The organism is Aminobacter sp. P9b (assembly GCF_045345995.1).
GTDB lineage: Bacteria > Pseudomonadota > Alphaproteobacteria > Rhizobiales > Rhizobiaceae > Aminobacter > Aminobacter niigataensis.
Map to the genome: position 1 here is coordinate 1,397,240 of NZ_CP150082.1, position 26,509 is coordinate 1,423,748.

The 26,509-nt window shown below is 64.1% G+C and carries 24 protein-coding genes; 14 read left to right on the plus strand and 10 right to left on the minus strand.

Annotated features, from left to right (window positions below; genetic code table 11):
• The 5 genes from WHT83_RS06830 to WHT83_RS06850 form a co-directional block, all read right to left on the minus strand.
• Window positions 1-1,113, minus strand: a complete 1,113-nt coding sequence (locus WHT83_RS06830) for an ABC transporter ATP-binding protein (protein WP_318762818.1) — start codon at window positions 1,111-1,113, stop codon at window positions 1-3.
• Between the two features lie 30 nt (window positions 1,114-1,143).
• Window positions 1,144-2,808 (minus strand): alpha-amylase family glycosyl hydrolase, encoded by a 1,665-nt coding sequence (locus WHT83_RS06835; RefSeq protein WP_318762817.1) that lies wholly within the window; start codon window positions 2,806-2,808, stop codon window positions 1,144-1,146.
• A gap of 4 nt (window positions 2,809-2,812) precedes the next feature.
• Window positions 2,813-3,967: a carbohydrate ABC transporter permease gene (locus tag WHT83_RS06840; RefSeq protein WP_183263018.1), complete on the minus strand. Its 1,155-nt coding sequence runs from the start codon at window positions 3,965-3,967 to the stop codon at window positions 2,813-2,815.
• A gap of 1 nt (window position 3,968) precedes the next feature.
• The gene (locus tag WHT83_RS06845; protein WP_108605608.1) at window positions 3,969-4,985 is read right to left on the minus strand and encodes a carbohydrate ABC transporter permease; all 1,017 of its coding nucleotides are present in this window, start codon (window positions 4,983-4,985) and stop codon (window positions 3,969-3,971) included.
• 121 nt (window positions 4,986-5,106) lie between these two features.
• A complete protein-coding gene (locus tag WHT83_RS06850) occupies window positions 5,107-6,462 on the minus strand; it encodes an ABC transporter substrate-binding protein (protein WP_183263017.1) in 1,356 nt (451 codons plus the stop codon).
• 355 nt (window positions 6,463-6,817) lie between these two features.
• On the opposite strand from WHT83_RS06850, the gene WHT83_RS06855 reads away from it, so the two are divergent.
• The 3 genes from WHT83_RS06855 (at window position 6,818) to gndA (ending at window position 9,936) form a co-directional block, all read left to right on the plus strand.
• Window positions 6,818-7,837: a substrate-binding domain-containing protein gene (locus WHT83_RS06855; RefSeq protein WP_108609560.1), complete on the plus strand. Its 1,020-nt coding sequence runs from the start codon at window positions 6,818-6,820 to the stop codon at window positions 7,835-7,837.
• A 104-nt stretch (window positions 7,838-7,941) separates the two neighbouring features.
• Entirely contained in the window at window positions 7,942-8,382 is a 441-nt protein-coding gene (locus tag WHT83_RS06860) for a Fur family transcriptional regulator (RefSeq protein WP_108605606.1), read from the plus strand.
• Window positions 8,383-8,517: 135 nt separating this feature from the next.
• On the plus strand, window positions 8,518-9,936 hold the full coding sequence (gene gndA, locus WHT83_RS06865; RefSeq protein WP_406873367.1) for an NADP-dependent phosphogluconate dehydrogenase: 1,419 nt from the start codon (window positions 8,518-8,520) through the stop codon (window positions 9,934-9,936).
• Here gndA and WHT83_RS06870 read toward each other — a convergent pair.
• A complete protein-coding gene (locus WHT83_RS06870) occupies window positions 9,933-10,988 on the minus strand; it encodes a LacI family transcriptional regulator (RefSeq protein ID WP_406873942.1) in 1,056 nt (351 codons plus the stop codon). The genes gndA and WHT83_RS06870 overlap by 4 nt on opposite strands.
• Before the next feature lie 498 nt (window positions 10,989-11,486).
• On the opposite strand from WHT83_RS06870, the gene WHT83_RS06875 reads away from it, so the two are divergent.
• The 4 genes from WHT83_RS06875 to WHT83_RS06890 all read left to right on the plus strand — a co-directional run bounded on the left by WHT83_RS06875 (window position 11,487) and on the right by WHT83_RS06890 (window position 15,271).
• Entirely contained in the window at window positions 11,487-12,233 is a 747-nt protein-coding gene (locus WHT83_RS06875; protein WP_406873368.1) for a sugar phosphate isomerase/epimerase family protein, read from the plus strand.
• Window positions 12,234-12,243: 10 nt separating this feature from the next.
• Window positions 12,244-13,386, plus strand: a complete 1,143-nt coding sequence (locus WHT83_RS06880) for a Gfo/Idh/MocA family protein (RefSeq protein ID WP_406873369.1) — start codon at window positions 12,244-12,246, stop codon at window positions 13,384-13,386.
• A 204-nt stretch (window positions 13,387-13,590) separates the two neighbouring features.
• On the plus strand, window positions 13,591-14,643 hold the full coding sequence (gene mgrA / locus WHT83_RS06885; RefSeq protein ID WP_183263012.1) for an L-glyceraldehyde 3-phosphate reductase: 1,053 nt from the start codon (window positions 13,591-13,593) through the stop codon (window positions 14,641-14,643).
• A 214-nt stretch (window positions 14,644-14,857) separates the two neighbouring features.
• A complete protein-coding gene (locus WHT83_RS06890) occupies window positions 14,858-15,271 on the plus strand; it encodes a Fur family transcriptional regulator (RefSeq protein ID WP_108605600.1) in 414 nt (137 codons plus the stop codon).
• Here WHT83_RS06890 and WHT83_RS06895 read toward each other — a convergent pair.
• Window positions 15,268-15,897 carry a LysE family translocator gene (locus WHT83_RS06895; RefSeq protein ID WP_406873370.1) on the minus strand — a complete coding sequence of 210 codons (630 nt, stop codon included), beginning with the start codon at window positions 15,895-15,897 and terminating at the stop codon, window positions 15,268-15,270. The two genes, WHT83_RS06890 and WHT83_RS06895, sit on opposite strands and share 4 nt — an antisense overlap.
• Window position 15,898: 1 nt before the next feature.
• On the minus strand, window positions 15,899-18,877 hold the full coding sequence (gene polA / locus WHT83_RS06900; protein ID WP_406873371.1) for a DNA polymerase I: 2,979 nt from the start codon (window positions 18,875-18,877) through the stop codon (window positions 15,899-15,901).
• A 777-nt stretch (window positions 18,878-19,654) separates the two neighbouring features.
• Between polA and WHT83_RS06905 the strand changes: the two genes are divergently transcribed.
• From WHT83_RS06905 to WHT83_RS06925, 5 genes are all read left to right on the plus strand, one after another.
• Window positions 19,655-21,043 (plus strand): M20/M25/M40 family metallo-hydrolase, encoded by a 1,389-nt coding sequence (locus tag WHT83_RS06905; protein WP_108605596.1) that lies wholly within the window; start codon window positions 19,655-19,657, stop codon window positions 21,041-21,043.
• 77 nt (window positions 21,044-21,120) lie between these two features.
• The gene (locus tag WHT83_RS06910) at window positions 21,121-21,738 is read left to right on the plus strand and encodes a ribonuclease D (RefSeq protein ID WP_183263008.1); all 618 of its coding nucleotides are present in this window, start codon (window positions 21,121-21,123) and stop codon (window positions 21,736-21,738) included.
• 81 nt (window positions 21,739-21,819) lie between these two features.
• Window positions 21,820-22,119, plus strand: coding sequence for a hypothetical protein (locus WHT83_RS06915; RefSeq protein WP_108605594.1), 300 nt, complete (start codon window positions 21,820-21,822; stop codon window positions 22,117-22,119).
• Between the two features lie 71 nt (window positions 22,120-22,190).
• The gene (locus tag WHT83_RS06920; protein WP_318762809.1) at window positions 22,191-22,439 is read left to right on the plus strand and encodes a hypothetical protein; all 249 of its coding nucleotides are present in this window, start codon (window positions 22,191-22,193) and stop codon (window positions 22,437-22,439) included.
• Window positions 22,440-22,475: 36 nt separating this feature from the next.
• On the plus strand, window positions 22,476-22,676 hold the full coding sequence (locus WHT83_RS06925) for a hypothetical protein (protein WP_183263006.1): 201 nt from the start codon (window positions 22,476-22,478) through the stop codon (window positions 22,674-22,676).
• 18 nt (window positions 22,677-22,694) lie between these two features.
• Here WHT83_RS06925 and WHT83_RS06930 read toward each other — a convergent pair whose 3' ends face one another.
• Both WHT83_RS06930 and WHT83_RS06935 read right to left on the minus strand, forming a co-directional pair.
• Window positions 22,695-23,147 carry a pyridoxamine 5'-phosphate oxidase family protein gene (locus WHT83_RS06930; protein WP_406873372.1) on the minus strand — a complete coding sequence of 151 codons (453 nt, stop codon included), beginning with the start codon at window positions 23,145-23,147 and terminating at the stop codon, window positions 22,695-22,697.
• A gap of 86 nt (window positions 23,148-23,233) precedes the next feature.
• Window positions 23,234-23,623 (minus strand): hypothetical protein, encoded by a 390-nt coding sequence (locus WHT83_RS06935; protein ID WP_199914531.1) that lies wholly within the window; start codon window positions 23,621-23,623, stop codon window positions 23,234-23,236.
• Between the two features lie 259 nt (window positions 23,624-23,882).
• Between WHT83_RS06935 and WHT83_RS06940 the strand changes: the two genes are divergently transcribed.
• Together WHT83_RS06940 and WHT83_RS06945 are read left to right on the plus strand one after the other, a co-directional pair.
• Window positions 23,883-24,116 carry a hypothetical protein gene (locus tag WHT83_RS06940; RefSeq protein WP_108605591.1) on the plus strand — a complete coding sequence of 78 codons (234 nt, stop codon included), beginning with the start codon at window positions 23,883-23,885 and terminating at the stop codon, window positions 24,114-24,116.
• 166 nt (window positions 24,117-24,282) lie between these two features.
• Window positions 24,283-26,478 (plus strand): transglycosylase domain-containing protein, encoded by a 2,196-nt coding sequence (locus WHT83_RS06945; protein WP_406873373.1) that lies wholly within the window; start codon window positions 24,283-24,285, stop codon window positions 26,476-26,478.
• The last annotated feature ends 31 nt before the right edge of the window (window positions 26,479-26,509 follow it).

Genomic DNA, 26,509 nt, shown 5'->3' on the forward strand with positions numbered 1-26,509 from the left:
TCACGCGGCTGCCGCCGCCAATCTGCGGCGGGCAAACGAATGGCCTTCGCTGTCGAAGATATGCAACTCGTCGGGGCTGGCGGCGAGCCGGATCTTCGCACCGCGCTTGACCTCGACATTGCCCGGAAGCTTGGCCACCAGCGGCTGGTCGGCGCGGCCGATGTCGATATAGACGAGCTGGACCTCGCCGAGCTGCTCGACATAGTCGACGAGCCCCTCGAACAGGTAGTCGTCGCCGGTCGCGACATAGAGGTCCTCGGGCCGCACGCCGAAGCTCACTGCCTTGCCTTGGGCATCAGTGGGTGTCGCCACCGGCACCGGGGTCTTGTGGCCGCCGACATGGCTGACCAGGCTGGTCTCACCGGCCCGCTCGATGGTGCCGCCAACGATGTTCATCGCCGGCGAGCCGATGAACTGGGCGACAAACAGATTGCCGGGGTGCTTGTAGAGTTCCATCGGCGTGCCGACCTGCTCGATGCGGCCGTCCTTGAGCACGACGATACGGTCGGCCAGCGTCATCGCCTCGACCTGGTCGTGGGTGACATAGATCATCGTCGTGTTGGGCATCGACTCCTTGAGCTTGGCGATCTCGATGCGGGTGGCGACGCGCAGCGCTGCGTCGAGGTTCGACAGCGGTTCGTCGAACAGGAAGACCTTGGGGTTGCGCACGATGGCGCGGCCGATGGCGACGCGCTGGCGCTGGCCGCCCGACATCGCCTTGGGCAGCCGGTCGAGATACTTGGTCAACTGCAGGATCTCGGCGGCGGCGCGCACGCGCTTGTCGATCTCGGCCTTGCTTTCCTTGGCGATCTTCATGCCGAAGGCCATGTTGTCGTAGACGGTCATGTGCGGGTAGAGCGCGTAGGACTGGAACACCATGGCGATGCCGCGCTTGGATGGCGGGATGTCGTTGACCTTCTCGCCGGCGATCTCCAGCGTGCCGCCGGTGATCTCCTCGAGCCCGGCGATAGAGCGCAGCAGCGTCGACTTTCCGCAGCCCGAGGGGCCGACGAAGACGATGAACTCACCCGATTTGATGTCGAGATCGATGCCGTGGAGAATGTGCAGATTGCCGTATGATTTCTTGACGTCCCTGAGCGTTAGATCGGCCATGGTTTCCTCCCAGATTTCTGTCAGCGTCGGTCAGGCGAAGCGCCCGAACCAGGCGCCGTAGCTGCCGAGCCGGACTGCGCCGGCGTCTGCCTTTCCATCAAGTCCGTGTCCCGCCAAAGGCTGCAGGCCCCTGCCTCCGAGATCGACCGTGGCCGGTGCGCTGCCGAGATTGAAGACGCAGACGATCTCCTCGTTGCCCTCGCGGCGGCTGAAGGCCACCGTGTCGCCCTGTGTGTCGAGGAACGAGATGTCGCCCTTGGCAAGTGCGGGATGCGACCGGCGGAACGAGAGAAACCGGCGGTAATGTTCGAGCAGCGAGGCGGCGTCGCCTTCCTGCGTGTCGACCGCCTTGGCCAGATGGTCTGCCGGCGCCGGCAGCCACGGCTTGGCCTTGGAGAAGCCACCATTGGCAGCGTCCTTGTTCCACACCATCGGCGTGCGGCAGCCGTCGCGGCCCTTGAACTCCGGCCAGAAACGGATGCCATAGGGGTCCTGCAGATCCTCGAAGGCAAGACTGGCTTCAGTCAGGCCGAGCTCTTCGCCCTGGTAGATGCAGACCGAACCGCGCAGCGACATCAGCAGCGCCGAGACGACCTTGAGATAGGCGGTGCGGTCGGCCTCGCCCATGCCCCAGCGCGAAGCGTGGCGGACGACGTCGTGGTTGGAGAAGGCCCAGCACGACCAGCCGTCGCTGGCGGCCTTGCCGAAGTCCTCGAGCACCGTGCGCACCTTGGCGGCAGAGATCTTCTCCGGCGCCAGGAAGTCGAAGGCGTAGCACATCTGCACCTTGTCGCCGCCGGCGGTGTAGGACGCGACGACCTCGAGCCCGCGCTGGGAATCGCCGACCTCGCCAACCGCCGCTGCGGCAGGGTACTCGTCGAGCACGGCGCGGAAGCGGGCGAGGAATTCAAGGTTCTCCGGCCGGCTCTTGTCGTAGATGTGGTCCTGGAAATTGTAGGGGTTCACCGCCGGTGCGGTCTGGTCGTTGCGCTCCTCCGGCGGCAGCGCGGGATTGTCCTCCAGCCCGGCCGAGTGGAAGTAGAAGTTGATGGTGTCGAGGCGGAAGCCGTCGACGCCGCGGTCGAGCCAGAACCGGGTGACGTCAAGCAGCGCGTCCTGGACGTCGCGGTTGTGGAAGTTGAGGTCGGGCTGTTCGGACAGGAAATTGTGCAGGTAATACTGCATGCGCCTGGTGTCCCACTGCCAGGCCGAGCCGCCGAAGATCGACAGCCAGTTGTTGGGCGGGCTGCCGTCTGGCTTGGCGTCGGCCCAGACGTACCAGTCTGCTTTGGCGTTGTCGCGGCTCGCCCGGCTTTCTTTGAACCAGGGATGCAGGTCGGAGGTGTGCGAGATGACGCCGTCGATCATCACCTTGAGGCCGAGCCGGTGCGCTTCCGCGATCATCGCGTCAAAGTCGGCCAGCGTGCCGAACATCGGGTCGATGTCGAGATAATCCGAGATATCGTAGCCGAAATCCTTCATCGGCGACTTGAAGAAGGGCGAGATCCATACGGCGTCCGCGCCGAGGTCGGCGATGTGCGGCAGCCGCGAGATGATGCCCTTCAAGTCGCCGATGCCGTCGCCGTTGGAGTCCTGGAAGCTGCGAGGGTAGATCTGGTAGATCACCGCCCCCCGCCACCAGTCGCGATCCGCAGCGGGAGCGGGGTTTTCGATCTTGCGCATTGCGGCCTGCATGGAGCTAGCCTCCCTTGACTGAGCCCGCGAGCAGCCCGCGGACGAAATAACGTTGGAGCGAGAAGAACACGATCAGCGGCACGATGATGGTGACGAAGGCCGAGGTGGTGAGGATTTCCCAGTCGCCGCCGCGCGAGCCGAGCAGGGCGTTGAGCTTGCCGGTCAGCACCAACTGGTCGGAGCCGGAGCCCAGGAACACCATCGCCACCAGAAGGTCGTTCCAGACCCACAGGAACTGGAAGATGGCGAAGGAGGCGAGCACCGGGAAGGACAGCGGCAGCACGATCTTGACGAAGATCTCGAAGTCGCTGGCGCCGTCGATGCGGGCCGACTCCATGATCTCGCGCGGCAGGCCGGCGATGTAGCTGCGCAACAGGTAGATGGCGAAGGGCAGGCCGAAGCCTGTATGCGCCAACCATATGCCGAGATAGGTCTTGGCCGGCACGCCGAAGAACAGCCCGACACCGTTGTAGAGCTTGAGCAGTGGGATGAGCGACATCTGCAGCGGCACGACGAGCAGGCCGATGATGACGGCGATCAGCAGCGCGCGGCCTGGAAATCGCATCCAGGCCAGCGCATAGGCGGCATAGGCCGCGATCAGGATCGGGATGATGGTCGCGGGAATGGTGACCGTCAGCGAGTTGATGAAGGAGCGGCCGATGCCCTCGGAAAACAGCACCGTCTGGTAGTTGTCGGTGGTGAAGCGCGGCGGCGCCGACGACGCGTAGTAGACGCGCTGGCCGCGGCCGCCCTCGAAGGCTTTGGGCGACTGCAGCACGAAGGAACCGTCGGCGTTGAGCTGCAGTGAGACGCCTTCGCCGAGATCGGCAACCGTGCCGGCTTCGTATTGCGTAGGCTGCTGCGCCTTGGTGCCGAAGGCGCTGATGTTGCGTGCCGGACCGTCGCCGAAGATGTTGCCCTCGATGACGAACTTGCCATCCTTTTCGATCTGGGCCGAAGCACCCGGCAGGCGGCCGGCTTCGGTCTGCGACGAGGTCGAAAGTGCTGTCCACCAGCCGGAGACGATGAGCTGGTCCTTGTCGCGCAGCGAACTGACCAGGATGCCGAGCGTCGGGATGGTCCAGATGGCGACGAAGACAAGCACTGCGATATGGACGCCGAAGCGGCCGAAGAAGGACTTTCCGCTTGCGCTGGCCATGTCAGTGACCTCCCCCGCCTTCGCGATTAGCCTGGCGGATGTTCCAGATCATGATCGGCACGACCGCGAGCATGATGATGACGGCGATCGCAGCACCGCGGCCGAAATCGCCGCCGCCGCGGAACATCCAGTCGAACATCAGGTTGGCCAGCACCTGGCTGTTCCACTGGCCGTTGGTCATCGTCAGCACGATGTCGAAGACCTTGAGCACGAGGATGGTGATGGTGGTCCAGACCACCGCGATGGTGCCCCAGATCTGCGGCACCATGATTTTCCAGAAGATCTGGAACGGGTTGGCGCCATCGATGACGGCGGCCTCGATTGTTTCCTCCGGGATGCCGCGCAGGGCCGAAGACAGGATGACCATGGCAAAGCCGGTCTGGATCCAGATCAGGATCACCATCAGGAAGAAGTTGTTCCAGAACGGCGTCGAGATCCACACCTGCGGATTGCCGCCGAGATACTGCACGGCCGCGTTCAGGATGCCGATCTGGGTCTGGCCTTCGGCGCGGTATTCGTAGACGAATTTCCAGATAACGCTGGCGCCGACGAACGAGATGGCGAGCGGCAGGAACACCAGGCTCTTGGCGATGTTGCCCCACCAGATCTTGTCGGTGAGCACCGCGATGATCAGGCCGAAGAAAGTGCAGGCGGCCGGCACGACCGCGAGCCACAGCAGGTTGTTGAAGATTGAATTTCGAAATTCGCGGTCGCCGAAAGCCCAGCTGTAATTGGCGAGGCCGACGAAATTCTGGCCGGTGCGGTCCATGACGGAGAGCCTCAGCGTTTCGATCACCGGGTAGACGAGATAGACGGTGACGATCAGCATCGCCGGACCGACGAACAGCCACGGCCGGATCAGGCCCTGGCGGCGCAGATTGTCGACAGCGGCAGCACCCGAGACGCCGCGCGAAGGAAAGACCGCGTCGAGGATCTTGTTGGCGCCCCAGTAGTAGACGACGCAGCCGCCGACGCCGATGATGATTGTGAAAATGGCCGAAAGTATCTGTGCCGTCATGGGATCATCCCCCTGGGATCAGGCTGACATCGCTCAGAATTACGAATGGAAAAGCCGGGGCGTCCGGACCCGGGCCAACCAGCCCGGATCACAACTCGCATGGACGTCCGCGGGGCGCGCGCTACTTGATCGCGTCCCAGCTCTTCTGGATGTCGGCGGCGACATCGGCCGCAGGCTTGCCGCCGACGAGGTCGATCATGCCGGTCCAGAAGGCGCCGGCGCCGATCTTGCCCGGCATCAGGTCGGAACCGTCGAAGCGGAAGGTCGAGGCGTTGACCAGGATGTCGCCCTGCTTCTTCAGCGCTTCGTTGCCATAGGCTTCCTTGTTCGCCGTCTTGAGCGGGGTCAGGAAGCCCGACTGGGCCATCCAGACCTCGTGGGCCAGCGGCATCTTCAGGAAATCGATGAAGGCGCGCGCGGCCTTGGAGTCCTTGGCGATGGTGAACAGCGTTCCGCCGCCGAGCACCGGATTGCCGAGCTCTGGCTTGGCGGCCATCGGCGGCAGGTAGAAGAAGTCGGCATCCTCGCCGAGCTTGGTGCCTTCAGGGAAGAAGGACGAGATGAACGACGCCTGGCGGTGCAGGTAGCACTTCGGCGGCACCGCAAAGAGGCCCTTCGGGCTGTCGCGGAAGTCGGTTGCGGCGACCGCCGCCTTGCCCCCGTCGACATATTTGTCGTTGGTGGCGATCTTGGCGAAGATGTCGAGCGCGCCGACCACGGCCGGATCGTTGAACGGAATCTCGTTCCGGGTCCACTTGTCATAAACGTCGGGCGCCTGGGTGCGCAGCATGATGTCTTCGACCCAGTCGGTCGCCGGCCAGCCGGTGGCGCCGCCCGAGCCCAGGCCGATGCACCACGGTACGCCGCCATCGGCGACGATCTTGTCAGTCAGGGCCTGCATCTCTTCCCAGGTCTTGGGCACCTCATAGCCGGCTTCCTCGAAATTTTCCGGCACGTACCAGACCAGCGACTTCAGGTCGGCCTTGAACGGGAAGCCGTAGAAGCCGGGCTTGCCGTCCTTGTCCTTGTAGGTGCCGAGATCGACCCACGACTGGCCGGCACCGTAATTCTCCTTGACGAAGTTGGCGGTGCCCTCGTCCAGCGCGGTGAGCAGGCCCTTCGACGCCAGATCCTGGATCAGGCCGGGCTGCGGCAGGATGGCGATGTTGGGCGGGCTGCCGGCCTGCGTGTCGATGACGATCTGCTGCTCGTAGTTCTCGGACGACGAGTAGTTGATGGTGGCGCCGGTGGCCTCGCTGAAATATTCGAGCACCGAGCGGGCCAGGGCTTCGTCTTCGCCGCGCCACGGCCCGAAGATCGAGAGCGTCTCGCCCTTCAGGTCGACCTTCTTGAGTTCTTCGAAATTGGCCCAGGTGAAACGGGCGTCCTCGCCCGGCTTGAACTTCAGCTCCGCCGAGGCGGGCGCGCTCAGGGCGACGGCGGCCAGCGCCACGCCCAGTAACAGGGACTTCCTCATGGTCTTCCTCCCAGTGGATCGAAAACTCCGGACGGAACCTCCATTCCGTCCGCCTGCACCGCCCCGACTGTGCCTCAGACTTGCGCGAGCTGCAACTACACCGCACAACGGCATTTCAAAGCGCTTTGGCTGGCTTCATCACGCCACTGGAATCGAAAAGAGTCAAGAGCGCAGCCGAACTAATCGATTTAAATTTGCCTAGCATGTGCGGTGCAGCATGCTTTTTGGGCGTCGCAGCAGTAAATTCTGCTTCAAACCAAGCACCTGAGGGCCTAGTCTTGCCGGCGCGACACGGCTACTTGGTTCGGCGATCGGACCAGGCTGTATCTAAAGCGCTTTGGGAATCGGGGCCGAGGTGAACCTCAAGCAACTTTCGACCATGCTCCAGCTTTCGCAGACGACGGTGAGCCGTGCGCTCAACGGCTATCCCGAGGTCAACGAGGAAACGCGCCGCCGCGTGATGGAGGCGGCCAAGCGCCATGGCTACCGGCCCAACCCCAGCGCGCGCCGGCTGGCGACCGGCAAGGCCGGCATGATCGGCTACGTCATGCCGACGGGCGCCGCCGTCGACATCGATCCGCATTTCGTCGAGTTCCTGTCGGGCCTTGGCGATTACGCCCGCGGCCACGAGCTTGACCTGGTGCTGAGCCCGGCCGATGCCCAGGACGAGGAGACGACCTACCGGCGCATCGTCGCCAACAAGCAGGTCGACGCGCTCTACATCTCGGCGCCTCGCGCCGCCGACAGCCGCATTGCGCTCGCCCACCAGCTTGGCGTCCAGTTCATCGTCCATGGCCGCAGCGAGGGGCTGGACTTCGACTATCCCTACATCGACATCGACAATGAAGGCGCCTTTCACGACGCGACGCGGCTGCTGGTCCAACTCGGCCACAAGCGCATTGCCCTGATCAACGGCGACGACACCCAGACTTTTGCCATCTTCCGCGAGCGCGGCGTCAGGCGGGCGCTGTTGGAAAGCGGACTGGCGCTTGATCTCAGGCACATTCGCTCCGAGGTCATGATCGAGGAGAACGGCTATCGCGCCGCCCGCAGCCTGCTCGAAGCGTCCGACGCGCCGACGGCGATCGTCTGCTCCAGCCTGATCATGGCGCTGGGCGTGGTCAGGGCGGCGCGCGACCTCAATTTGTCGCTGCCCGGCGACCTGTCGCTGGTCAGCCATGACGACGTCTTTCCCTGGCTGAAGCCCGAGCATTTTTCGGTGCCTCTGACGACCACGCGCTCCTCCATCCGCGCCGCCGGCGCCCGTGTCGCCGAGCGGCTCGCCGCCCGCATCTCGGGGCTGGAGGACGGGGCCCGCGGCGAGGTCTGGCCGGTCGATCTCGTCGTGCGCGGTTCGATTGCGGGCGCACGCTAGCGGGCGCTGTTTCCACAGCGGGGCTGCTGTTGTCGCTGTTCATCTGGGGATGAACGCGTACATAATCTTTTGCAACTGGGTGTCATCTGGCACATAGTCGCGCCATGATGAAAACCGCAGCCAAGCCCGTTTCCAAGAAGCCCGACTATGAGAAGGCGTTGCGCAAGGCGGGCATCCGCATCACCCGGCCGCGCAAGATCATCCTGGGCATACTGGGCGAGACCGAGGACCATCCCGACGCGCTCGAGATTTTCCGCCGCGCCGAAACCATCGACAAGAGCATCTCCCTGTCCACGGTCTACCGGACGATGAAGCTGCTGGAGGAGATGGGTGCCATCCACCGCCATGCCTTCGAGGGCGGGCCGTCGCGCTTCGAGCAGGCCGGCGGCGATCACCACGACCATCTGATCGACATCGAAACCGGCAATGTCATCGAGTTCCGGTCCGACAGGATCGAACAGCTACAGCAGGAAATCGCTCGCCAGCTCGGCTACGACATCGTCCATCACCGGCTCGAGCTCTACGGCCGCCGCCGCAAGGATTGATGACGCAAGGTCAGGGCACGACGAGTTGATCGGCCTCTGCCGGTGCCTGGACGCGCGCGAGTTGACCTTGTCACGGGCCCGGTCAATCATGCCGCCACCCCGGACCACAGCAATCAGCAGACAGGAACAGCGACCATGGACAAAGCCGAAATCGGACTGATCGGGCTTGGCACGATGGGCTCGAACCTGGCGCTCAACATCGCCGAAAAAGGCCATCGCATCGCCGTCTTCAACCGCACCCCGGCGAAGACCCAGGCCTTCGTCGAACAGGCCGGCGACCTGCGCAACATGATCGTGCCCTGCGCCTCCATCGCCGAGCTGGCCGAGGCCATCCGCCCGCCGCGCCCGGTCATCATCATGGTGCTGGCGGGCACGCCGGTCGACGAGCAGATCGCAGCGCTTCGCGGCGTCATGTCGGCCAACGACATCGTCATCGACGCCGGTAATGCCAATTTCCGCGACACCATGCGCCGCTTCAAGGAGCTCGAGGGCTCGGGCCTGACCTTCATCGGCATGGGTGTCTCGGGCGGCGAGGAGGGCGCGCGCCACGGCCCCTCGATCATGGTCGGCGGCACGCCTGAATCCTGGACGCGCGTCGAAGACGTGCTGACCGCGATATCGGCCAAGTTCAAGGGCGAGCCATGCGCGGCCTGGCTCGGCACCGACGGTGCCGGACATTTCGTCAAGACCATCCACAATGGCATCGAATATGCCGACATGCAGATGATCGCCGAGATCTACGGCATCCTGCGCGACGGCCTCGGCATGAAGCCGAAGGAGATCGCGCCCGTATTCGCCGGCTGGAACAAGGGCAGGCTGGAGTCCTACCTGATCGAGATCACCGCATCCGTACTCGAAGCCGACGATCCCACGACCGGCCGCCCGGTGGTTGACATCATCCTCGACCGCGCCGGCCAGAAGGGCACCGGCAAGTGGTCAGTCATCGAGGCGCAGCAGCTTGGCATTCCGGCAACGGCGATCGAGGCGGCGGTGGCGGCGCGTGTGCTGTCGTCGATGAAGGACGAACGGCTTGCGGCGGAGAAGGCCTATGGCGCCAACACGCTGAAGTTCGCAGGCAGCCGGGACGAAGTGCTCGGCGACCTGGAGCTGGCACTGTTTGCCGGCAAGATCGCTGCCTACGCGCAGGGTTTTGCCGTGATGGCCGGCGCCTCGAAGGAGTTCGGCTGGAACCTGCCGATGCCGACCATCGCCAAGATCTGGCGCGCCGGCTGCATCATCCGCTCGCAGTTCCTCGACACCATTGCCGAAGCCTTCGGCAAGGCCGAACCGTCGACCAATCTTCTGATGGTGCCGGCCTTCGTCGAGATGATGGGCAAGGCGCATCCTTCGCTCCGCCGCATCGTCGCCCGTGCCGCCGAGGCCGGATTGCCGGTGCCGGCGCTGTCGTCGGCGCTGGCCTATTTCGACAGCTATCGCCAGGGCCGCGGCTCGACCGACCTGACCCAGGCGCAGCGTGACTTCTTCGGCGCCCACGGTTTCGAGCGCATCGATGCGCCCGGCGCACATCACGGCCCGTGGGGAAGTGGAAGCTAGGCTTCGTAGGCCTCCACCGCTCTCGGGTAGCTGACGCTCTGCAGCGAGGCCATGTCGCGTCCTGAAATGCGGCCAAGCACAGCCTGGGCAAGTGCCGCGCCGGCCAGCCGGATGTCCTCATTGACCACATAGAGCTGCGGCCGCAGCAGGTGCAGCAGCTTCGATGTCTGCTTCGAGACGATGTCGACATCCTGGCCGAGCTTGAAGCCGGCATCCTCGACACCCGCGACCAGCGCGAACGTGCCGGCACCCGCTCCGCTGACGAAGCCGTCCGGGCGGTTGGGCCGAAGCATAAGCTCAGTGGTGAGTTTGCGGAGCTCTTCGATCGAATGGTCGACGGTGGCGGTCGGGAAAGGCACCTCGCTCAAGCCGTGCTCCATCAACGCATCGGCAAAGCCATCGCGCATGTGCCTGTAGTAGCTGAGGTTCGAGGGCGGTGCGAGCAGTGCCAGCCGCTTCCGCCCCAGCGCGGCAAGCTTCTCCACCGCCTCGCGCGAATAGGCACGGTTGTCGAAGTCGTGGAAGGGGTGCTCGATACCCATGTGCGTGCGGCCATGCGTGGCGAAGGGCATGCCGTGCTCGGTCATATAGCGCACGCGTTGATCGTCGGGCTCGATATGCGAGATGATGACGCCGTCGGCGGACGCGGTCTCGACGACATAGCGCACCGGTTCGAGCGGATCGTTTGTGCGCGAATAGGGCGTGACGACGAGGTGATAGGGCGTCGGCGCCAGGGCCTCCGAGATGCCGTAGATCAGGTCGGAGACGAAGCCGCCGATCTGCTCTTCGGTGTTGAGCACCAGGCTGATGACATTGGTCTTACCGGTCCGCAGGCGCACGCCCGCGCGGTTGGGACGATAGCCGATCTGCTTGGCGACCAGTTGCACGCGTTGCCGGGTCGCCGCCCCGATTTCGGGGGCGTCCTTCAGTGCACGGGAAACGGTGGTCACGCCAAGCCCTGTCATGAAGGCGATGGTCTTCAGCGTCGGTGGGCTGGCCTCGCCACCGGCCGCCTGCGCGGCACTTTGGTCCGGCGGTGTCTTGTCGTTCATAGCCATTGCCCCGCCGTCCTTACTGATCGGCATATCGCATCTGCATCATGGACCGTGCAAGCTTTTCCGACAAGAACTGTAACGTTGTAGTAGGATTTCCTGGAGGGGCCAAAACGAGCGTTGAGGCGACTTCAGACCGGGCTGCAGAATTGCCCGCGGCATCGCAGCGATGCGTCGGATGCTTCGACAATATGACAACGAAAATAGTCAGTTATAGCGAAATCCAGCCGGATTTTCTTGGCCAATGGGCGAGGCGTTTTTGTTCGGGTCCCGAAGAAAATCACTACACTGGCCTTGCTGCCCATTGCGTCAGGTCGCGAGTTGACTTACGCTTCAAATCTGTAACGTTACAGATACGAGCCGATGCGACTGCAACGGCGTGAGTTTTTGGCCGCTGCTGCTGCTGTCGGGCCGATTTCGGGCGCGGGTTTGCCGTCGAGACGACGCATGCCGCGCTGGCCAAGATGAACCGCATACGCAACCAACCGGACGAACGAGATGGACTGGTCATTTCAACTCTACAGCGCGCGCAACTTTCAGCCTTGGGAAGATGTGCTGAAGACGCTTGCCTCGCTAGGCTACACCCAGGTCGAAGGGTATGGCGGGGTCTACGAGAATCCGGAGGCGTTCCGCGCGGAGCTCGACAAGAACGGACTATCCATGCCGAGCGGTCATTTCGGCATCGACATGCTCGAACGGGACTTCGGCGCAGCCAAGGGCATCGCCGAAACGCTGGGCATGAAGCTGATCGCCTGCCCTTGGCTCGAACCGGCGGAACGACCGACCGATGCGGATGGCTGGCGCGCTTTCGGCCGCCGGCTCGCCGCGATCGGCAGGAAAGCCAGGGACGGCGGCTTCGACTTCGCCTGGCACAACCATGATTTCGAGTTCGTCCCGGTAGCCGGAGGTCTTGTGCCGCAACGGCTGATCCTGGAGGCTGCGCCCGATATCGGCTGGGAGATGGACGTGGCCTGGGTGATCCGCGGCGGCGACGATCCGCTGCATTGGATCGAGGAGTTCGGCCCGCGTATCGTGGCCGCCCACGTCAAGGACATCGCGCCCGATGGCGAGGCCAAGGACGAGGACGGCTGGTCGGATGTCGGCCATGGTGTGGTCGACTGGGCGGGACTGGTGATCGCACTGCGCAACCGGACGCCGGCACAATACTTCGTCATGGAACACGACAATCCTGCCGACTTCGAGCGCTTCGCGCGGCGATCCATCTCAGCGGCCAGGACCTTCTAGGGAGCATCGCATGGCAAGGAAACTCGGAGTCGGGGTGATCGGCTGCGGCAACATCTCCAAGACCTATTTCAAGCACGCGCCGGCGTTCAAAGGCATCGAGATGCGCGCCTGCGCCGACATCAACATGGACGCGGCGCGCGCCCGGGCAAAGGAATTCAAGCTGCGCGCCGAGACCGTCGAGGGGCTGCTGGCATCCGGTGACATCGACATCGTCGTCAACCTGACCATTCCGGCCGTGCACTATGAGGTCTCCAGGCAGGCGATCGATGCCGGCAAGCACGTCTATTCGGAAAAACCCTTCGTGCTCGCCATCAAGGACGGTCTCGATTTGAAGAAGCGGGCCGAGAAGAAGGGCGTGCGCATCGGCTCGGCGCCCGACACCTTCCTCGGCGGCTCGCACCAGTTGGCGCGGCACCTGATCGATACGGGCAGGCTCGGCAGGATCACCAGCGGAACCTGCCATGTGATGAGCCACGGCATGGAACAGTGGCACCCCAATCCCGACTTCTTCTTCCAGCCGGGCGGCGGGCCGATCCTCGACCTCGGGCCCTATTACATCGCCAATCTGGTGCAACTGATCGGGCCGGTGGCCCGCGTCGCGGCGTTGTCGTCGATACCGGCCAGGGAACGCACGATTTCGTCCAAGCCACGCGCGGGCGAAAAAATCCCGGTGACCACGCCGACGACGATCCTGGCGCTGATGGAATTCGAGAACGGCGCGGTGTTCACCTTCAATGCCAGCTGGGACGTCTGGGATAGCGGTCACGCCCCGATGGAGCTCTATGGCGAGGCCGGTACGATCCACATGCCGGACCCCAATTTCTTCGGCGGCGAGTTGCGTTACACCAAGGGTGAAAAGCCGCTGAAGACGCTGCCGAAATGGGACCACCCGTTCTCCGTGCCCAACGAGAAGCATCCGGAAGGCATGATGGCCAACTACCGTACGGCTGGCCTGGCCGACATGGCGCTGGCGATCATGCAGGGCAGGCCGCACCGCTGTTCGCTCGAACTCGCCAACCACGTCATCGACGTCATGACCGGCATCCTGAAATCGGGCGAGACGAGGAAGTTCGTCGAGATGCAGACCACTTGCGAACGGCCCGCGCCGCTGGGGCCCGCCGCTGCGAGGGGGCTGCTGGCGAATAAGCAGTAGACAGCCCGAGGTGACATTTGCTTTAGGGCAAGGCATGTTCGATCTGGAACATGCCCCTCATCCGGCCGCTTCGCGGCCACCTTCTCCCCGCTGGGAGAAGAGTCTGGCGCCAACGCTGCTGCACTCCTCTCCCCTCGGGGAGAGGTCGTCCGAGCGAAGCGGAGGACGGGTGAGGGGGCAGTCTACAAATTCAAGGAAAGCGCTATGTCCTGGCAACCCGCCGCAAACCGCTACGAAAACATGGTCTACAACCGCTGCGGCAGGTCGGGCCTCAAGCTGCCTGCGATTTCGCTCGGCCTGTGGCACAATTTCGGCGAGGACACGCCGCACCAGACCAAGCGCGCCATCTGCCAGAAGGCCTTCGACCTCGGCATCACTCACTTCGACCTCGCCAACAACTACGGTCCGCCGCCCGGTTCGGCAGAGACCGCCTTCGGCGAAATCCTGCGCACCGACTTCGCCGGCCTGCGTGACGAGATGATCATCACCACCAAGGCCGGCTACGACATGTGGCCGGGGCCGTATGGCGAGTGGGGCAGCCGCAAATATGTGCTGGCGAGCCTCGACCAGAGCCTCAAGCGCATGGGGCTCGACTATGTCGACATCTTCTATTCGCACCGCTTCGACCCCGAGACGCCGCTTGAAGAGACGATGGGCGCGCTCGACCATGCCGTGCGCTCGGGCAAGGCGCTCTACGCCGGCATCTCGTCCTATAACGCCCAGCGCACGCGCGAGGCCGCCGATATCCTGAAGCGGCTCGGCACGCCGTGCCTGATCCACCAGCCGAGCTATTCGCTGATCAACCGCTGGGTCGAGGATGACGGCCTGCTCGATGCGCTCGACGGGCTCGGCATCGGCTCGATCGTGTTCTCGCCGCTGGCCCAGGGCATGCTGACCGGCAAGTACCTGCAAGGTGTGCCGGAAGGCAGCCGCGCATCGCAGGGCAAGTCGCTGCGGCAGGCTTTCCTCAGCGACAAGACGCTCGCCAACATCCGCGCGCTCAACGCCATTGCCGAGCGCCGCGGCCAGACACTGGCGCAGATGGCGCTGGCCTGGGTGCTGCGCGGCGGTCGCGTGACCTCGGCGCTGATCGGCGCCAGCCGCCCGGAGCAGGTCGAGGATTGCGTCGGAGCGATCAGGAACCTCGCCTTCAGCGACGCCGAACTGGCCGAGATCGACCAGTATGCGCGCGACGCAGACATCAACCTTTGGGCACGCTCGGCCGAGCGCGAAGGCCCGGCGCGGCAGAAGAAGTAGGCCGGCGCGCCAAAGCTCCGAACGTGCACGCGGCGGGAGTTCCCGCCGTTTGCTTTCGGGGCTGGTGGGCCGAACATTGTCTTTGCCGGCCGGACGCGCTAGCAAAACCGATGTCCAATCGCCATCTTGGGGCGATGGATTGTTCCGCCTGGGTCCTGCCCGGGCGAGGAAAGGTGCCGCCCGACACATGTGCCGGGCAGGGAAAGGTAAAGGAATGGCGGCGCGGGCTACGCTGACGAAGAACCAGCAGAAGGTTCTGGAGAAACTCGAAGCGGCGACCGGGCCGCTCAGCGCCTATACGCTGCTCGACCAGCTGCGCGACGAGGGCTTCCGCGCGCCGCTGCAGGTTTATCGTGCCCTTGAATCGCTGATGAAGGACGGGTTTGTTCACCGTCTCGAAAGCCTGAACGCCTTCGTTGCCTGCTCCGAGCCGCACGACCACAGCCATCACAACCATCGCATGACGGCCTTCGCCATCTGCGACACCTGCGGCCAGGTCACCGAGATTTCCGACGAGACGATCGGCAAGCGCCTCGACGACTGGGTCGGCTCGACCGGCTTCGTCGCCAAGAAGGCGGTCATCGAGTTTCGCGGCACCTGCGCCAAATGCGCCGCGATTGCCGCCTAACGCGCCGTCGAGAACGCAAACCAGATAGCCACCGCAGCGAGCAGAGCCGACAGCGTCCGGCGCGCGATGCGCTCGCGCCTGCTATCGTTGAGGAATGGTTCGAGCGTCCCTGCCAGCGTGGCGATCAGCGCATGGATGATGGTCGCAACCGCAACATAGATTGCGGTGAGCGTGATGGTCTGTGACAGCACCGGCCGCTCGGCCACGATGAAAGTCGGCAGGACCGCGACATAGAACACCGCAGCTTTCGGGTTGAGCAGGTTGGTGACCAGCCCGCGCATGAAGTAGCGCCGGTCGGCGTCCTTGTCGGTCGCGACGACTTCGGCCGCGCCCCTCCAGCCTTCATAGGCAAGGAACAGCAGGAACAGCACGCCGGCCCATCGCAGGCCCTCATAGAGCAGGTTCGAAGCTTGAATCAGTTCGGTGACGCCCAGCGCCGCGACAATGCCGAGGACAGCGAGGCCGAGCGCGATGCCGGCCACGGTGGCGAAGCCGGCGCGGCGCCCTTCGCCGGCCGACACCAGCGCCAGGTAGGTCATGTTCGGCCCGGGCGTCAGCTCGATGATCAGCGACGTCAGGGCGAAGGAGGCGAGCGTCGCCGCGTCCGACGACGTCGCGAACTCCATGTCAATGCGCCTCGTCCCAGCTGTTGGCGCCATGGGCGTCGACATGTAGCGGCACCGACATCGACACCGCCGGCATGGCGGCGTTTTCCATGACATGGCGGATGACAGGGATGGTTGCCTCGACCTCGTGCTCGACGGTTTCGAAGATCAGTTCGTCGTGCACCTGCAGCAGCATCCGAGCCGACAGTCTGGCGGCGATGAGAGCGTCCTCCATGCGGATCATGGCGCGGCGGATGATGTCGGCGGCCGTACCCTGCAGGCGAGCGTTAATCGAGGCGCGTTCGTTGAAGGCGCGCACCGAGGGATTGGAGGACCGGATTTCCGGGTAATGGATGCGCCGGCCGAAGATGGTCTCGACATAGCCGTTCTCGCGGCAGAACGCCTTGGTCTCGTCCATGTAGGCGCGGATACCGGGGAAGCGCTCGAAATACTTCCTGATGTAGTCGGAGGCTTCCTCGCGCGGGATCGACAGCTGGTTGGCGAGGCCGAAGGCGGAGATGCCGTAGATGATGCCGAAATTGATCGCCTTGGCCCGACGGCGGATCTCCGACGGCATGCCTTCCACCGGAACCGAGAACATCTCGGACGCCGTCATCGCATGGATGTCGACGCCGTCGGCGAAGGCCTGCTTGAGCTGGCCGATGTCGGCGACATGGGCAAGCACGCGCAGCTCGATCTGGCTGTAGTCTGCCGAGATCAGCTTGTTGCCCTTGTCGGCAATGAAGGCAGTGCGGATCTTGCGGCCTTCGGTGGTGCGGATCGGGATGTTCTGCAGGTTCGGGTCCGACGACGACAGCCGTCCCGTCGTGGTGGCGGCGAGCGCGTAGGAGGTGTGGACGCGCTTGGTCTCGGGATTGATGAAGCCGGGCAGGGCGTCGGTGTAGGTCGACTTGAGCTTGGTCATCTGGCGCCAGTCGACGATCTTGCGCGGCAGCTCGTGGCCTTCGGCCGCGAGGTCTTCCAGCACCTGCGCCGATGTCGACCACTGGCCCGTCTTGGTCTTGGTTCCGCCGGGCAGGCCCATGCGGCCGAACAGGATGTCGCCGAGCTGCTTGGGCGAGCCGATGTTGAAGCGCTCGCCGGCGATTGCGTTGATTTCGTCTTCGAGACGGGCAGCACCCTGGGCCAGTTCGCCCGAAAGCCGCGACAGGATCTGGCGGTCGACCGAGATGCCGCGCTGTTCCATGCGCGCCAGTACCGGCACCAGCGGCCGTTCCAGCCGCTCGTAGACCGAGACCACACCCTTGGCAGCGAGGCGCGGCTTGAGCACGCGCCACAGCCGCAGCGCCACGTCGGCGTCCTCGGCCGCATAGGCGGTCGCCTTGTCGATGTCGACCTGGTCGAAGCCGACGACATTCCTGCCCGAACCGGCAATCTCCTTGAACGGGATCGGCGTGTGGCCGAGCCACTTCTCCGACAGGGAATCCGTGCCGTGGCCGCCATTGGTGCCGCCGTCGAGCACGTAAGACAACAGCATCGTGTCGTCGAACGAGTGCACGTCGATGCCGTGCCGGTCCAGCACCACGAGATCGTATTTCAGGTTCTGCGCCACCTTGAGCACGGAGGCGTCTTCGAGCAGCGGCTTGAGGGCGGCGAGCGCATCGCGAACCGGAATCTGGTTCTCGACCAGTCCGCCGCCGAGAAGATCGCCGCGGCCGCTCTTGTGGGCCAGCGGCACATAGGCGGCGCGACCGGGTGCAGTTGCCAGGGAAAAGCCGACCAGTTCGGCCTGCATCGGGTCGAGCGAGGTGGTCTTGGTGTCGAAGGCGACGACGCCGGCCTGTCTTGCCTCGGCGATCCAGTTGTTCAGGGTCGCCAGGTCGCGGATGGTGACATAGGCGGCATGGTCGAACTTTTGCGAGGCTGCCCGTTCGGCGATCTTGTTGGCGAGGGCGGTGGGAGTGTCGTGCACGTTGCCGCTTTCGGCAGAGGCGGACGAGGGGGCTGCGGCTGCAGCGGTGCCTCCGTTCGCACGCGCTGCAGGAGCCGCGGCAGTCGCCGCCGGTGCCGCTCCCGAACCGACGTCAGGCCCATGCGCGTCAGCGCCCCACTGCACGCTGACAGGCACAGCCTCGACCTCGCCGGCCTCCGTGCCGGTGGCCTCGGCGACGCGGCGCGTCAGCGAGGTGAATTCCATCGTCTTGAGGAAGCCGATCAGCTTCGGCCCGTTGGGCGGCTGCAGCACGAAGTCTTCGAGCACGTCGGTCACCGGCACGTCGACCTTGAGCCGCACCAGTTCGCGCGAGATGCGCGCCTTGTCGGCGTTGTCGATGATCGACTGGCGGCGCTTGTCCTGCTTGATCTCGGCGGCGCGCGCGAGCAGCGTGTCGAGGTCGCCGAACTGTTCGAGCAGCTGTGCCGCCGTCTTCGGGCCGATGCCGGGTACGCCCGGAACGTTGTCGACCGAGTCGCCGGTCAGCGCCTGCAGGTCGATCATCTTCTCGGGCGGCACGCCCCACTTCTCGACAACCTCGGGAACGTTGATCTGGCGATCCTTCATCGGATCGTACATCGACACGCTGGGGCCGACGAGCTGCATCAGGTCCTTGTCGGAGGAGACGATGGTGGTGTCGCCGCCGGCTTCGCAGGCGAGCCGGGCATAGGTGGCGATCAGGTCGTCGGCCTCGAAACCCTCCATCTCGATGCAGGGCAGCTCGAACGCCTTGGTCGCCTGCCGGATCAGGCCGAATTGCGGGATCAGGTCTTCCGGTGGCGCCGAGCGGTTGGCCTTGTACTCGGGGTAGAGCTCGTTGCGGAAGGTCTTCGAGGAATAGTCGAAGATGACCGCGAAATGCGTCGGCACGACCCCAGCTTCGGTGTTGCGTGCGTCGAGCATCAGCTTCCACAACATGTTGCAGAAACCTGAGACGGCACCGACCGGAAGGCCGTCGGACTTGCGGGTCAGCGGCGGCAGCGCATGATAGGCGCGGAAGATGTAGCCGGAGCCGTCGACAAGGAAGAGATGATCGCCTTTTTTCATGGCGATACGGGTAGCTTGGCATAGCGCGGCTGTCCATGGTCAAGCTGGCCCTGCCGCCGTCTACTGACAAGTCCTTTGCCCGTGCTGGACCGTGGCCGGTGCCGGTCGGCCGGCCCGCCCCCGCGCTCGGGGAACCGGTTTTGGCCCGGCACACCATGAAGAAGCTTTTTACTCTGCGATGCCGTTGCAATGGCGGCTACGGCGCGAGAGCGATGGTATGTTTCAAGTCGCTATCAAGATCACCCACGAGCACATTACGCTGGGGAAGAATTCAGCCCAGTCACCAACATCGGCCATCTTTCGGTGGGTGTTTTCGACAATGCCCTCGTGAGCACTTCCGTCACTATCCATGACGACGATTTCGATGCCCGGGACACCCGGCGTATTACCGGCCGAGGAATACATCGGCGGGCGATGGCAGGGCTGGCTGCGCGCGCCGGGCGATCACGCGCATGTTACAAAAGTGTAATCTTCGTGCCCTTGAATCGCCATGTTCAAAGGAACAAATAATGGGCATCGGCAGTTTTTGCCGAAGTCCGGTCTCAGGCCCGTCCCCCGCCTATCCGGACCCTGCGGCAGCCTCATCCCCCTCTCCGGGCTGCCGCACCGTTTGAAGAATGTGCCGCCGTGGCTCCCCCCTCCACCACGGCGGCACTTTTTTGTCCCGACATTGCCGCGATGGTTTGCGCAGCCTTGGCAGTTGGCCCAATCCTGCCGGCTTTTCGTTTTCTCTTTGGCCAATTAGGTTGCGCCGCAGAAGAATCGAAAGGCACCCCAATGTCCGCTCTCTCGCCGGTCCTCGACCGTCTCGACAACAATCTCGACCAGTCGCTGGAGCGCCTGTTCGGCTTGCTCCGCATCAAGTCGATCTCCACCGATCCGGCCTTTTCAGGCGATTGCCGCAAGGCCGCCGAATGGCTGGTCGCCGACCTCAAGTCGATCGGCTTCGAGGCCAGCGTCCGCGACACGCCCGGCCATCCGATGGTGGTCGCCCACCATGACGGTCCCGCCGGTTCGCCGCATGTGCTGTTTTACGGCCACTACGACGTCCAGCCGGTCGACCCGCTCGATCTGTGGGAAGCCGATCCGTTCGATCCCAAGGTCAAGGAACTGGAGCCCGGCCGCAAGGTCATCACTGGCCGTGGTTCGTCCGACGACAAGGGACAGCTGATGCTGTTCGTCGAGGCCTGCCGCGCCTGGAAAGAGGTACATGGCGGCCTGCCGTGCAAGATCACGCTCCTGTTCGAGGGCGAGGAGGAGTCCGGCTCGCCGTCGCTCAAGCCGTTCCTCGACGCCAATTCGGAAGAGCTGAAGGCCGATTTCGCCATGGTCTGCGACACCGGCATGTGGGACCGCGAGACGCCTGCCATCTCGATTGCCCTGCGCGGTCTCGTCGGCGAGGAGATCACCGTTCATGCCGCCGACCGCGACCTGCATTCGGGCGAATATGGCGGTGCCGCCGCCAACCCGGTGCGCATCCTGGCCAAGGTGCTGGCCGACATCCACGACGACACCGGCCGCATCACCATCCCCGGCTTCTATGACGGCGTCGAGGAAACCCCTTCGCAGATCCTGAAGTCGTGGGAAACGCTTGGCGAGACCGCGGAGAAGTTCCTGGGCGAGGTCGGCCTGTCCATTCCCTCGGGCGAAAAGGGCCGTTCGGTGCTCGAACTGGTCTGGGCCCGTCCGACGGCAGAGTTCAACGGCATCATCGGCGGCTACACCGGCAAGGGTTTCAAGACCGTGATCGCGGCCCAGGCTTCGGCCAAAGTGTCGTTCCGCCTCGTCCACAAGCAGGATCCGGAAAAGATCCGCGCCGCCTTCCGCGAGTTCGTCAGCGCGCGCATTCCCGCCGACTGCAGCGTCGAGTTCGACAAGCATGGCGGTTCGCCGGCGATCCAGCTGTCCTACGACTCGCCGTTCCTCAACAAGGCCAAGGACGCGCTGACCGACGAATGGTCGAAGCAGGCCGTGATGATCGCCGTCGGCGGGTCGATCCCGATCGTCGGCGACTTCAAGACCTATCTCGGCATGGAATCGCTGCTCGTCGGCTTCGGCCTGCCCGACGACCGCATCCATTCGCCCAACGAGAAGTACGACCTGACCTCGTTCCACAAGGGCCAGCGCTCTTGGGCCCGCATTCTCGATGCGCTGACCCGTTCGTGACCGCCTAAGATCAACTTTCTGTTGATTTTTCCTCCGATCGCGGCAAGTGAGAAGCCAAGCCGCGATCGGAGACAATGATGACCATCCGCTTTCACAAGCACGACCTGCCCGACCTCACGCACTACGACGTCGATGCGGTCGCCATCGACACCGAGACGCTGGGGCTGAACCCGCATCGCGACCGGCTTTGCGTCGTCCAGATCTCGCCGGGCGACGGCACCGCCGACGTGATCCAGATCGCGCCCGGGCAGAAGAAGGCGCCGAACCTGACGAGCTTGCTCAGGAACCGCAAGGTGACCAAGCTGTTCCATTTCGGCCGCTTCGACATCGCCGTGCTCTACAACGCCTTCGGCGTCATGGCCGAGCCGGTGTTCTGCACCAAGATCGCCTCGCGCCTGACCCGCACCTACACCGACCGCCACGGCCTCAAGGACATCTGCAACGAGCTTCTCGGCGTCAGCCTGTCGAAGCAGCAGCAGTCGTCGGACTGGGCAGCCGAGACGTTGTCGCCCGAGCAGCTCGAATATGCCGCATCCGACGTGCTTTACCTGCACCGGCTGCGCGACGTGCTGGCCGGCAGGTTGGAGCGCGACGGCCGCACCAAGGAGGCCGAGGCCTGCTTCCGCTTCCTGCCCGTCCGGGCGAAGCTCGACCTGATGGGCTGGGACGAAGAGGACATTTTCGCCCATAGCTGACGCAGCGGTAGACCTGTCGAGGGAACGAACGGACAGGCTTGGCCGTTTGGGGTGCGTTACCTGATGAAAGGATGCACCCGAATGGCCACGACCCGTGAAGAAATCCAGACCGAACTCGAAGCGCAGGTTTCCCAGCTCACTAAGCAGGTCGCGTCGCTGACCAAGGCGATGTCCAAGCGCAGCGCAAGCGCCTTGGCGGAAGGCCGTGATAGTGCCTCCGAACTTTATGACGGCTTCTACGACCGCTTCACCGAAGCCCTGCCGGTGATGCGCAAGCAGGCGCGCGCGGCGCAGAAGACCGCCCAGGACAATCCGATGACGACGGCACTTGTGGGCGTCGCCGTTTTCGGCTTGCTCGCGGCTTTGCTTACCCGTCGATGAGTTTTGCCGCCGCGTGGCTTTACCAGGCCGCGCGGTCGGCTATCGTTGGTTCGCAAATCTAAGGGATCCGCATGAGCGCCAAGACACCCATCGCCACCGCCCCGACCGACGGTTCCAAGGTCACGGTCTACTGGACCGACCGCGACGGCCAGGAAAATGAGTCGCTCGCCCAGTACCGCTCCCTGGCGCGGCTGAAGGCGGCCGGCGGGCAGTGGGACGATACCGACGAGGGCTGGTGGGCCTATGTCGACAGCGATACCCAAAAGCGCATCGCCCCGCATTCGTGGGCGGCACCCGGCGGCGACGAAGACGAAGAATGAGCGTATGCTCGGCGTTGCCAGCCTGGGAGAACAGCCATGGCCGAAAGACCCGATCAGAAAGAGCACGAATTCATGGTCACGGCCGTCGAGCCGGCGAGCGAGCCTACCCTTGACGGTGTCGCGGTGACGCTGGTCGACGCGCGCGGCGGCCGCGTGCGCCTGCATATGGACACCGACATGGCCGAACTCCTGCGCGAGCGCATCTCGGCCGCGCTCAACAAGACAATCGGGCCGTGAAGTCGCGCTCAAGCCTGATCAGGCTTGGCCAAATGCATGCCTGCCGGTAATGCTTTCGATCTTGATGCGAAAAAACACCGGAAGGACTGCTGTTGCGGGTGGGGCTGACGCTGGCTTCAGGTCTCCGGGCTCCCACCAGTTGGCGTGCTGTTGAAGGGCCGACAAGGCGTGGCTCCGGTTGCGTTGCCATTGTGGTGTGTCCGGCATCTCTTCATAGACACCGTAGACGATGACGCTTCGCCATTCGCGATTTGCGCTGAACTCGTCGACCTGGACGCAGACATGAGCGTTCTTGCGCATCCAGTCGATCTTCTGTCCGGGCATTGAAAAGCCGTACAGGTGACTTTCCGACACCGCGTAGTGGAAGGGAACGAGATAGGGCTGGTTGTCCTTGGCACAGGCCAGCCGTCCAAATCGCCTTGATGAGAGGAACGAGATATTTTCCTCTCGCGTCGTCTCCTGCACGATCATCTTGCGCCTCGGCCGGTCCGTTACAATGTCTTGTCTTGGCCAGATAGCGGCGCCCGGAGACGCCGCCGTCAACTGACAATCAGCGGCTAGCTGGCCTTGGCCATATGCCACACGCCGCCCATGCCTTCGCCGTTCATATCGCCGGCCTTCTTGTCCTTGGCATAGGTATACAGCGGCTTGCCGTCATAAGCCCACATCTTGGTACCGTCGGTACGGTCCACGATGGTCCATTTGCCGTCGGCCTTTGCCCCGGCGTCAGCCTTGAGTGCGGGCCAGGATGTCGCGCATTCCTCGTAGCAGGCCGATGTTCCGGCCTTGTCCTTATCGAATGTGTAGAGCGTCATGCCCTGGGCGTCGGTGTAGATATTGCCCTTCGCGGTTTTCGTCATCATTGCAGGTTCGGCCGCAAAGGCCAGTCCGGCTGTCATGCCGATAGCCGTGAGCGCGGTCGCAAGTCCAAGTGCAATGCGTTTCATGTCAATATTTCCTTATTGTTATTAGTAGGCGGTCGAATGCCGCCATGAGCTAAACGGCTGCCGAGGAAGCTTCGTTCCGGTCAAGGTTGAACTAATCGAGCGGGCAGATGTCGGCAGCTCTTGTGAGCTCATGCTTTTCCGCCAGCGGCACCTGTTTCCGGGCAGACGCAAATATTCTGCACCCTCCTTTGAACCTTTTCTCTCCTGGAGCCGACCAAGCTTCGTGAGGTGGACAAATCTGTTTCAAAGGAGAGAACCCATGAGTGCACTACGCAATGTCATCCTGGCCGTGGTCGCGGCCTCCGCCGTGACCGCATGTCAGTCGACCGAAATACGCCGCTGCGAATGGAAGCCGAAGGATCCGCGCTATCTTGAGAGCAGCAACTGCTGCAACAAGAACGATCCGTCGAGCCCCTGCTACAAGAGCAGCGACCGGCCGGATCGCCCCGACAAGCCGAACGACCCGCGCCCGAACGATCCGATTCCGGGTTGATTTCTGGCAATTCCACGGCCGCCGCCTCCGAGAAGGTCGGCGGCCTTGGCATGATATCCACTGCCTTGCCTGTGGGCACGCAGGCGCCGCCACTTAATCCCTCCTTAAATCGCCGCATTTACTGTTCAACCGGAACGCCATTGGCATGGGGGCCGGACAAACAGGTATGGCGAACCGGAAAGACAGACGCATCGAGCCCAGCTTCGATGGACCGCGCGATGAGGCGGAGGACGATGTCTTTTCGGTGCGCGAGGAGGACCGCGTCGTGCCCAGCCGCCGCAAGGCCCCGACCAAGCGCAAGTCTTCCAAGACGCGGTCGACATCGCGTGGACGGTCCAGCAAACCCAAGCGAGGCATCTTCGGCATCTTTGGCCGGCTGGTCTACTGGGGCTTCGTGCTGTCCATCTGGGGCGGCATCGCTGCCGCCGGCATCGTCGTCTATTACGGCGCCAAGATGCCGAGCTCGACGACCTGGGCCATCCCCGATCGTTCGCCCAACATCAAGATCATCGGTGTCGACGGCAGGCTGGTCGCCAATCGCGGAATGACCGGCGGCGAGGCCGTCGGCCTGCACGAGATGTCGCCCTATATCCCGCAGGCCGTGATGGCGATCGAGGATCGCCGCTTCTATTCGCATTTCGGCTTCGATCCGATCGGCCTTGCGCGCGCGGTGTCGACCAGGGTCCTGCACGGGCGCTTCACCCAGGGCGGCTCGACGCTGACCCAGCAGCTCGCCAAGAACCTGTTCCTCAAGCCCGACCGCACGCTGGAGCGCAAGGTGCAGGAGGTGCTCCTGGCGCTGTGGCTGGAGCAGAAGCACACCAAGGACCAGATCCTCGAAATGTACCTCAACCGGGTCTATTTCGGCTCGGGCTCCTACGGTGTCGAAGCTGCATCGCGGCGCTATTTCGGCAAGTCCTCACGCGACGTGACGCTGGCCGAGGCTGCCTTGCTCGCCGGTCTGCTCAAGGCGCCGTCGCGCCTGTCGCCGGCACGCGACCCCAAGGCCGCGGAGGCCCGCGCCCAGCTCGTGCTGGGAGCGATGCGCGGCGAGGGCATGATCGGCGAGAAGGAACTGAAGACGGCGATGAGCGCGCCGGCAACGCGCGCCGCCTCGTTCTGGACCGGTTCGGAAAACTATGTCGCCGACCGCGTCATGGAAGAATTGCCTGGCCTGATCGGCGAGGTGCGCTCCGACATCATCGTCGACACCACCGTCGACATGACGTTGCAGGACCTGGCCGAGAAGTCGATCCGCCGGCTGATCGACGAGAGCGGCCAGAAGCTCAATGTCAGCCAGGGCGCGCTGGTGTCGATCGACAATTCCGGTGCCGTGCGCGCCATGGTCGGCGGCTACGATTATTCGACCAGCCAGTTCGACCGCGCCTCCGAGGCGCGCCGCCAGCCGGGGTCGGCCTTCAAGCCGTTCGTCTACATGGCGGCCCTCGAGCAGGGCCGCACGCCGGACAGCATGCGCAACGACGCGCCGATCAAGATCGGCAAATGGACGCCGGAAAACTACAACGGCAAATATTTCGGCCGGGTCACGCTGAAGACCGCGCTGGCGAAGTCGTTGAACTCGGTGGCAGCACAGCTCGCCATGGAAGTCGGCCCCAACGCGGTCGTCGAGGCAGCCCATCGCATGGGCATCGAATCCGACCTCCAGCCCAATGTCTCGATCTCGCTCGGCACCTCCGAGGTGACGCCGCTGGAGCTGACGGCGGCCTATGTGCCGTTCGCCAATGGCGGCTACCGCCCCGAAGTGCACATGATCCGCCGCGTCACCACGGCCGACGGCAACGTGCTCTACGAGAACACCTCGGGCGGCGGTCCACGCGTCATCAGCCCCGAAGTGGTCGGCATGATGAACGCGATGATGACCGGCGCGGTCGAGGAGGGCACGGCCAAGAAGGCTGCCTTCGCATGGCCGGCAGCCGGCAAGACCGGCACCAGCCAGAATTCGCGCGACGCCTGGTTTGTTGGCTATACCGCCAACCTCACCACCGGCGTGTGGTTCGGCAACGACGACGGCAAGCCGATGAAGAAGGTCACCGGCGGCGCGCTGCCGGCGCTGGCCTGGCATGAGTTCATGGTCGCCGCGCATGAGGGCGTGCCGGTAGCTGCTTTGCCGGGCTCCTGGACGCCGCAGCCTGCGGCCCCCGCTGTCGCCGTCGAGGACCAGCCGCTCGACGAAGACACCTTCCCGGCAGCACCCCAGCCTGTCCGGCAGCAGGTCGGCGATGCAACTGGCATGTCGCAGGAGCCGACGGCTTCGATACGCCGCCCGGTGCCGCCCGCCGACGTTGGCGGCCCGGTCCAGCGCCGCGAAACGTCGATCCTTGACGTTCTGCTGGGCAACTAGACGCCCCGGCCATCCGGCAACTGTGTCCGCA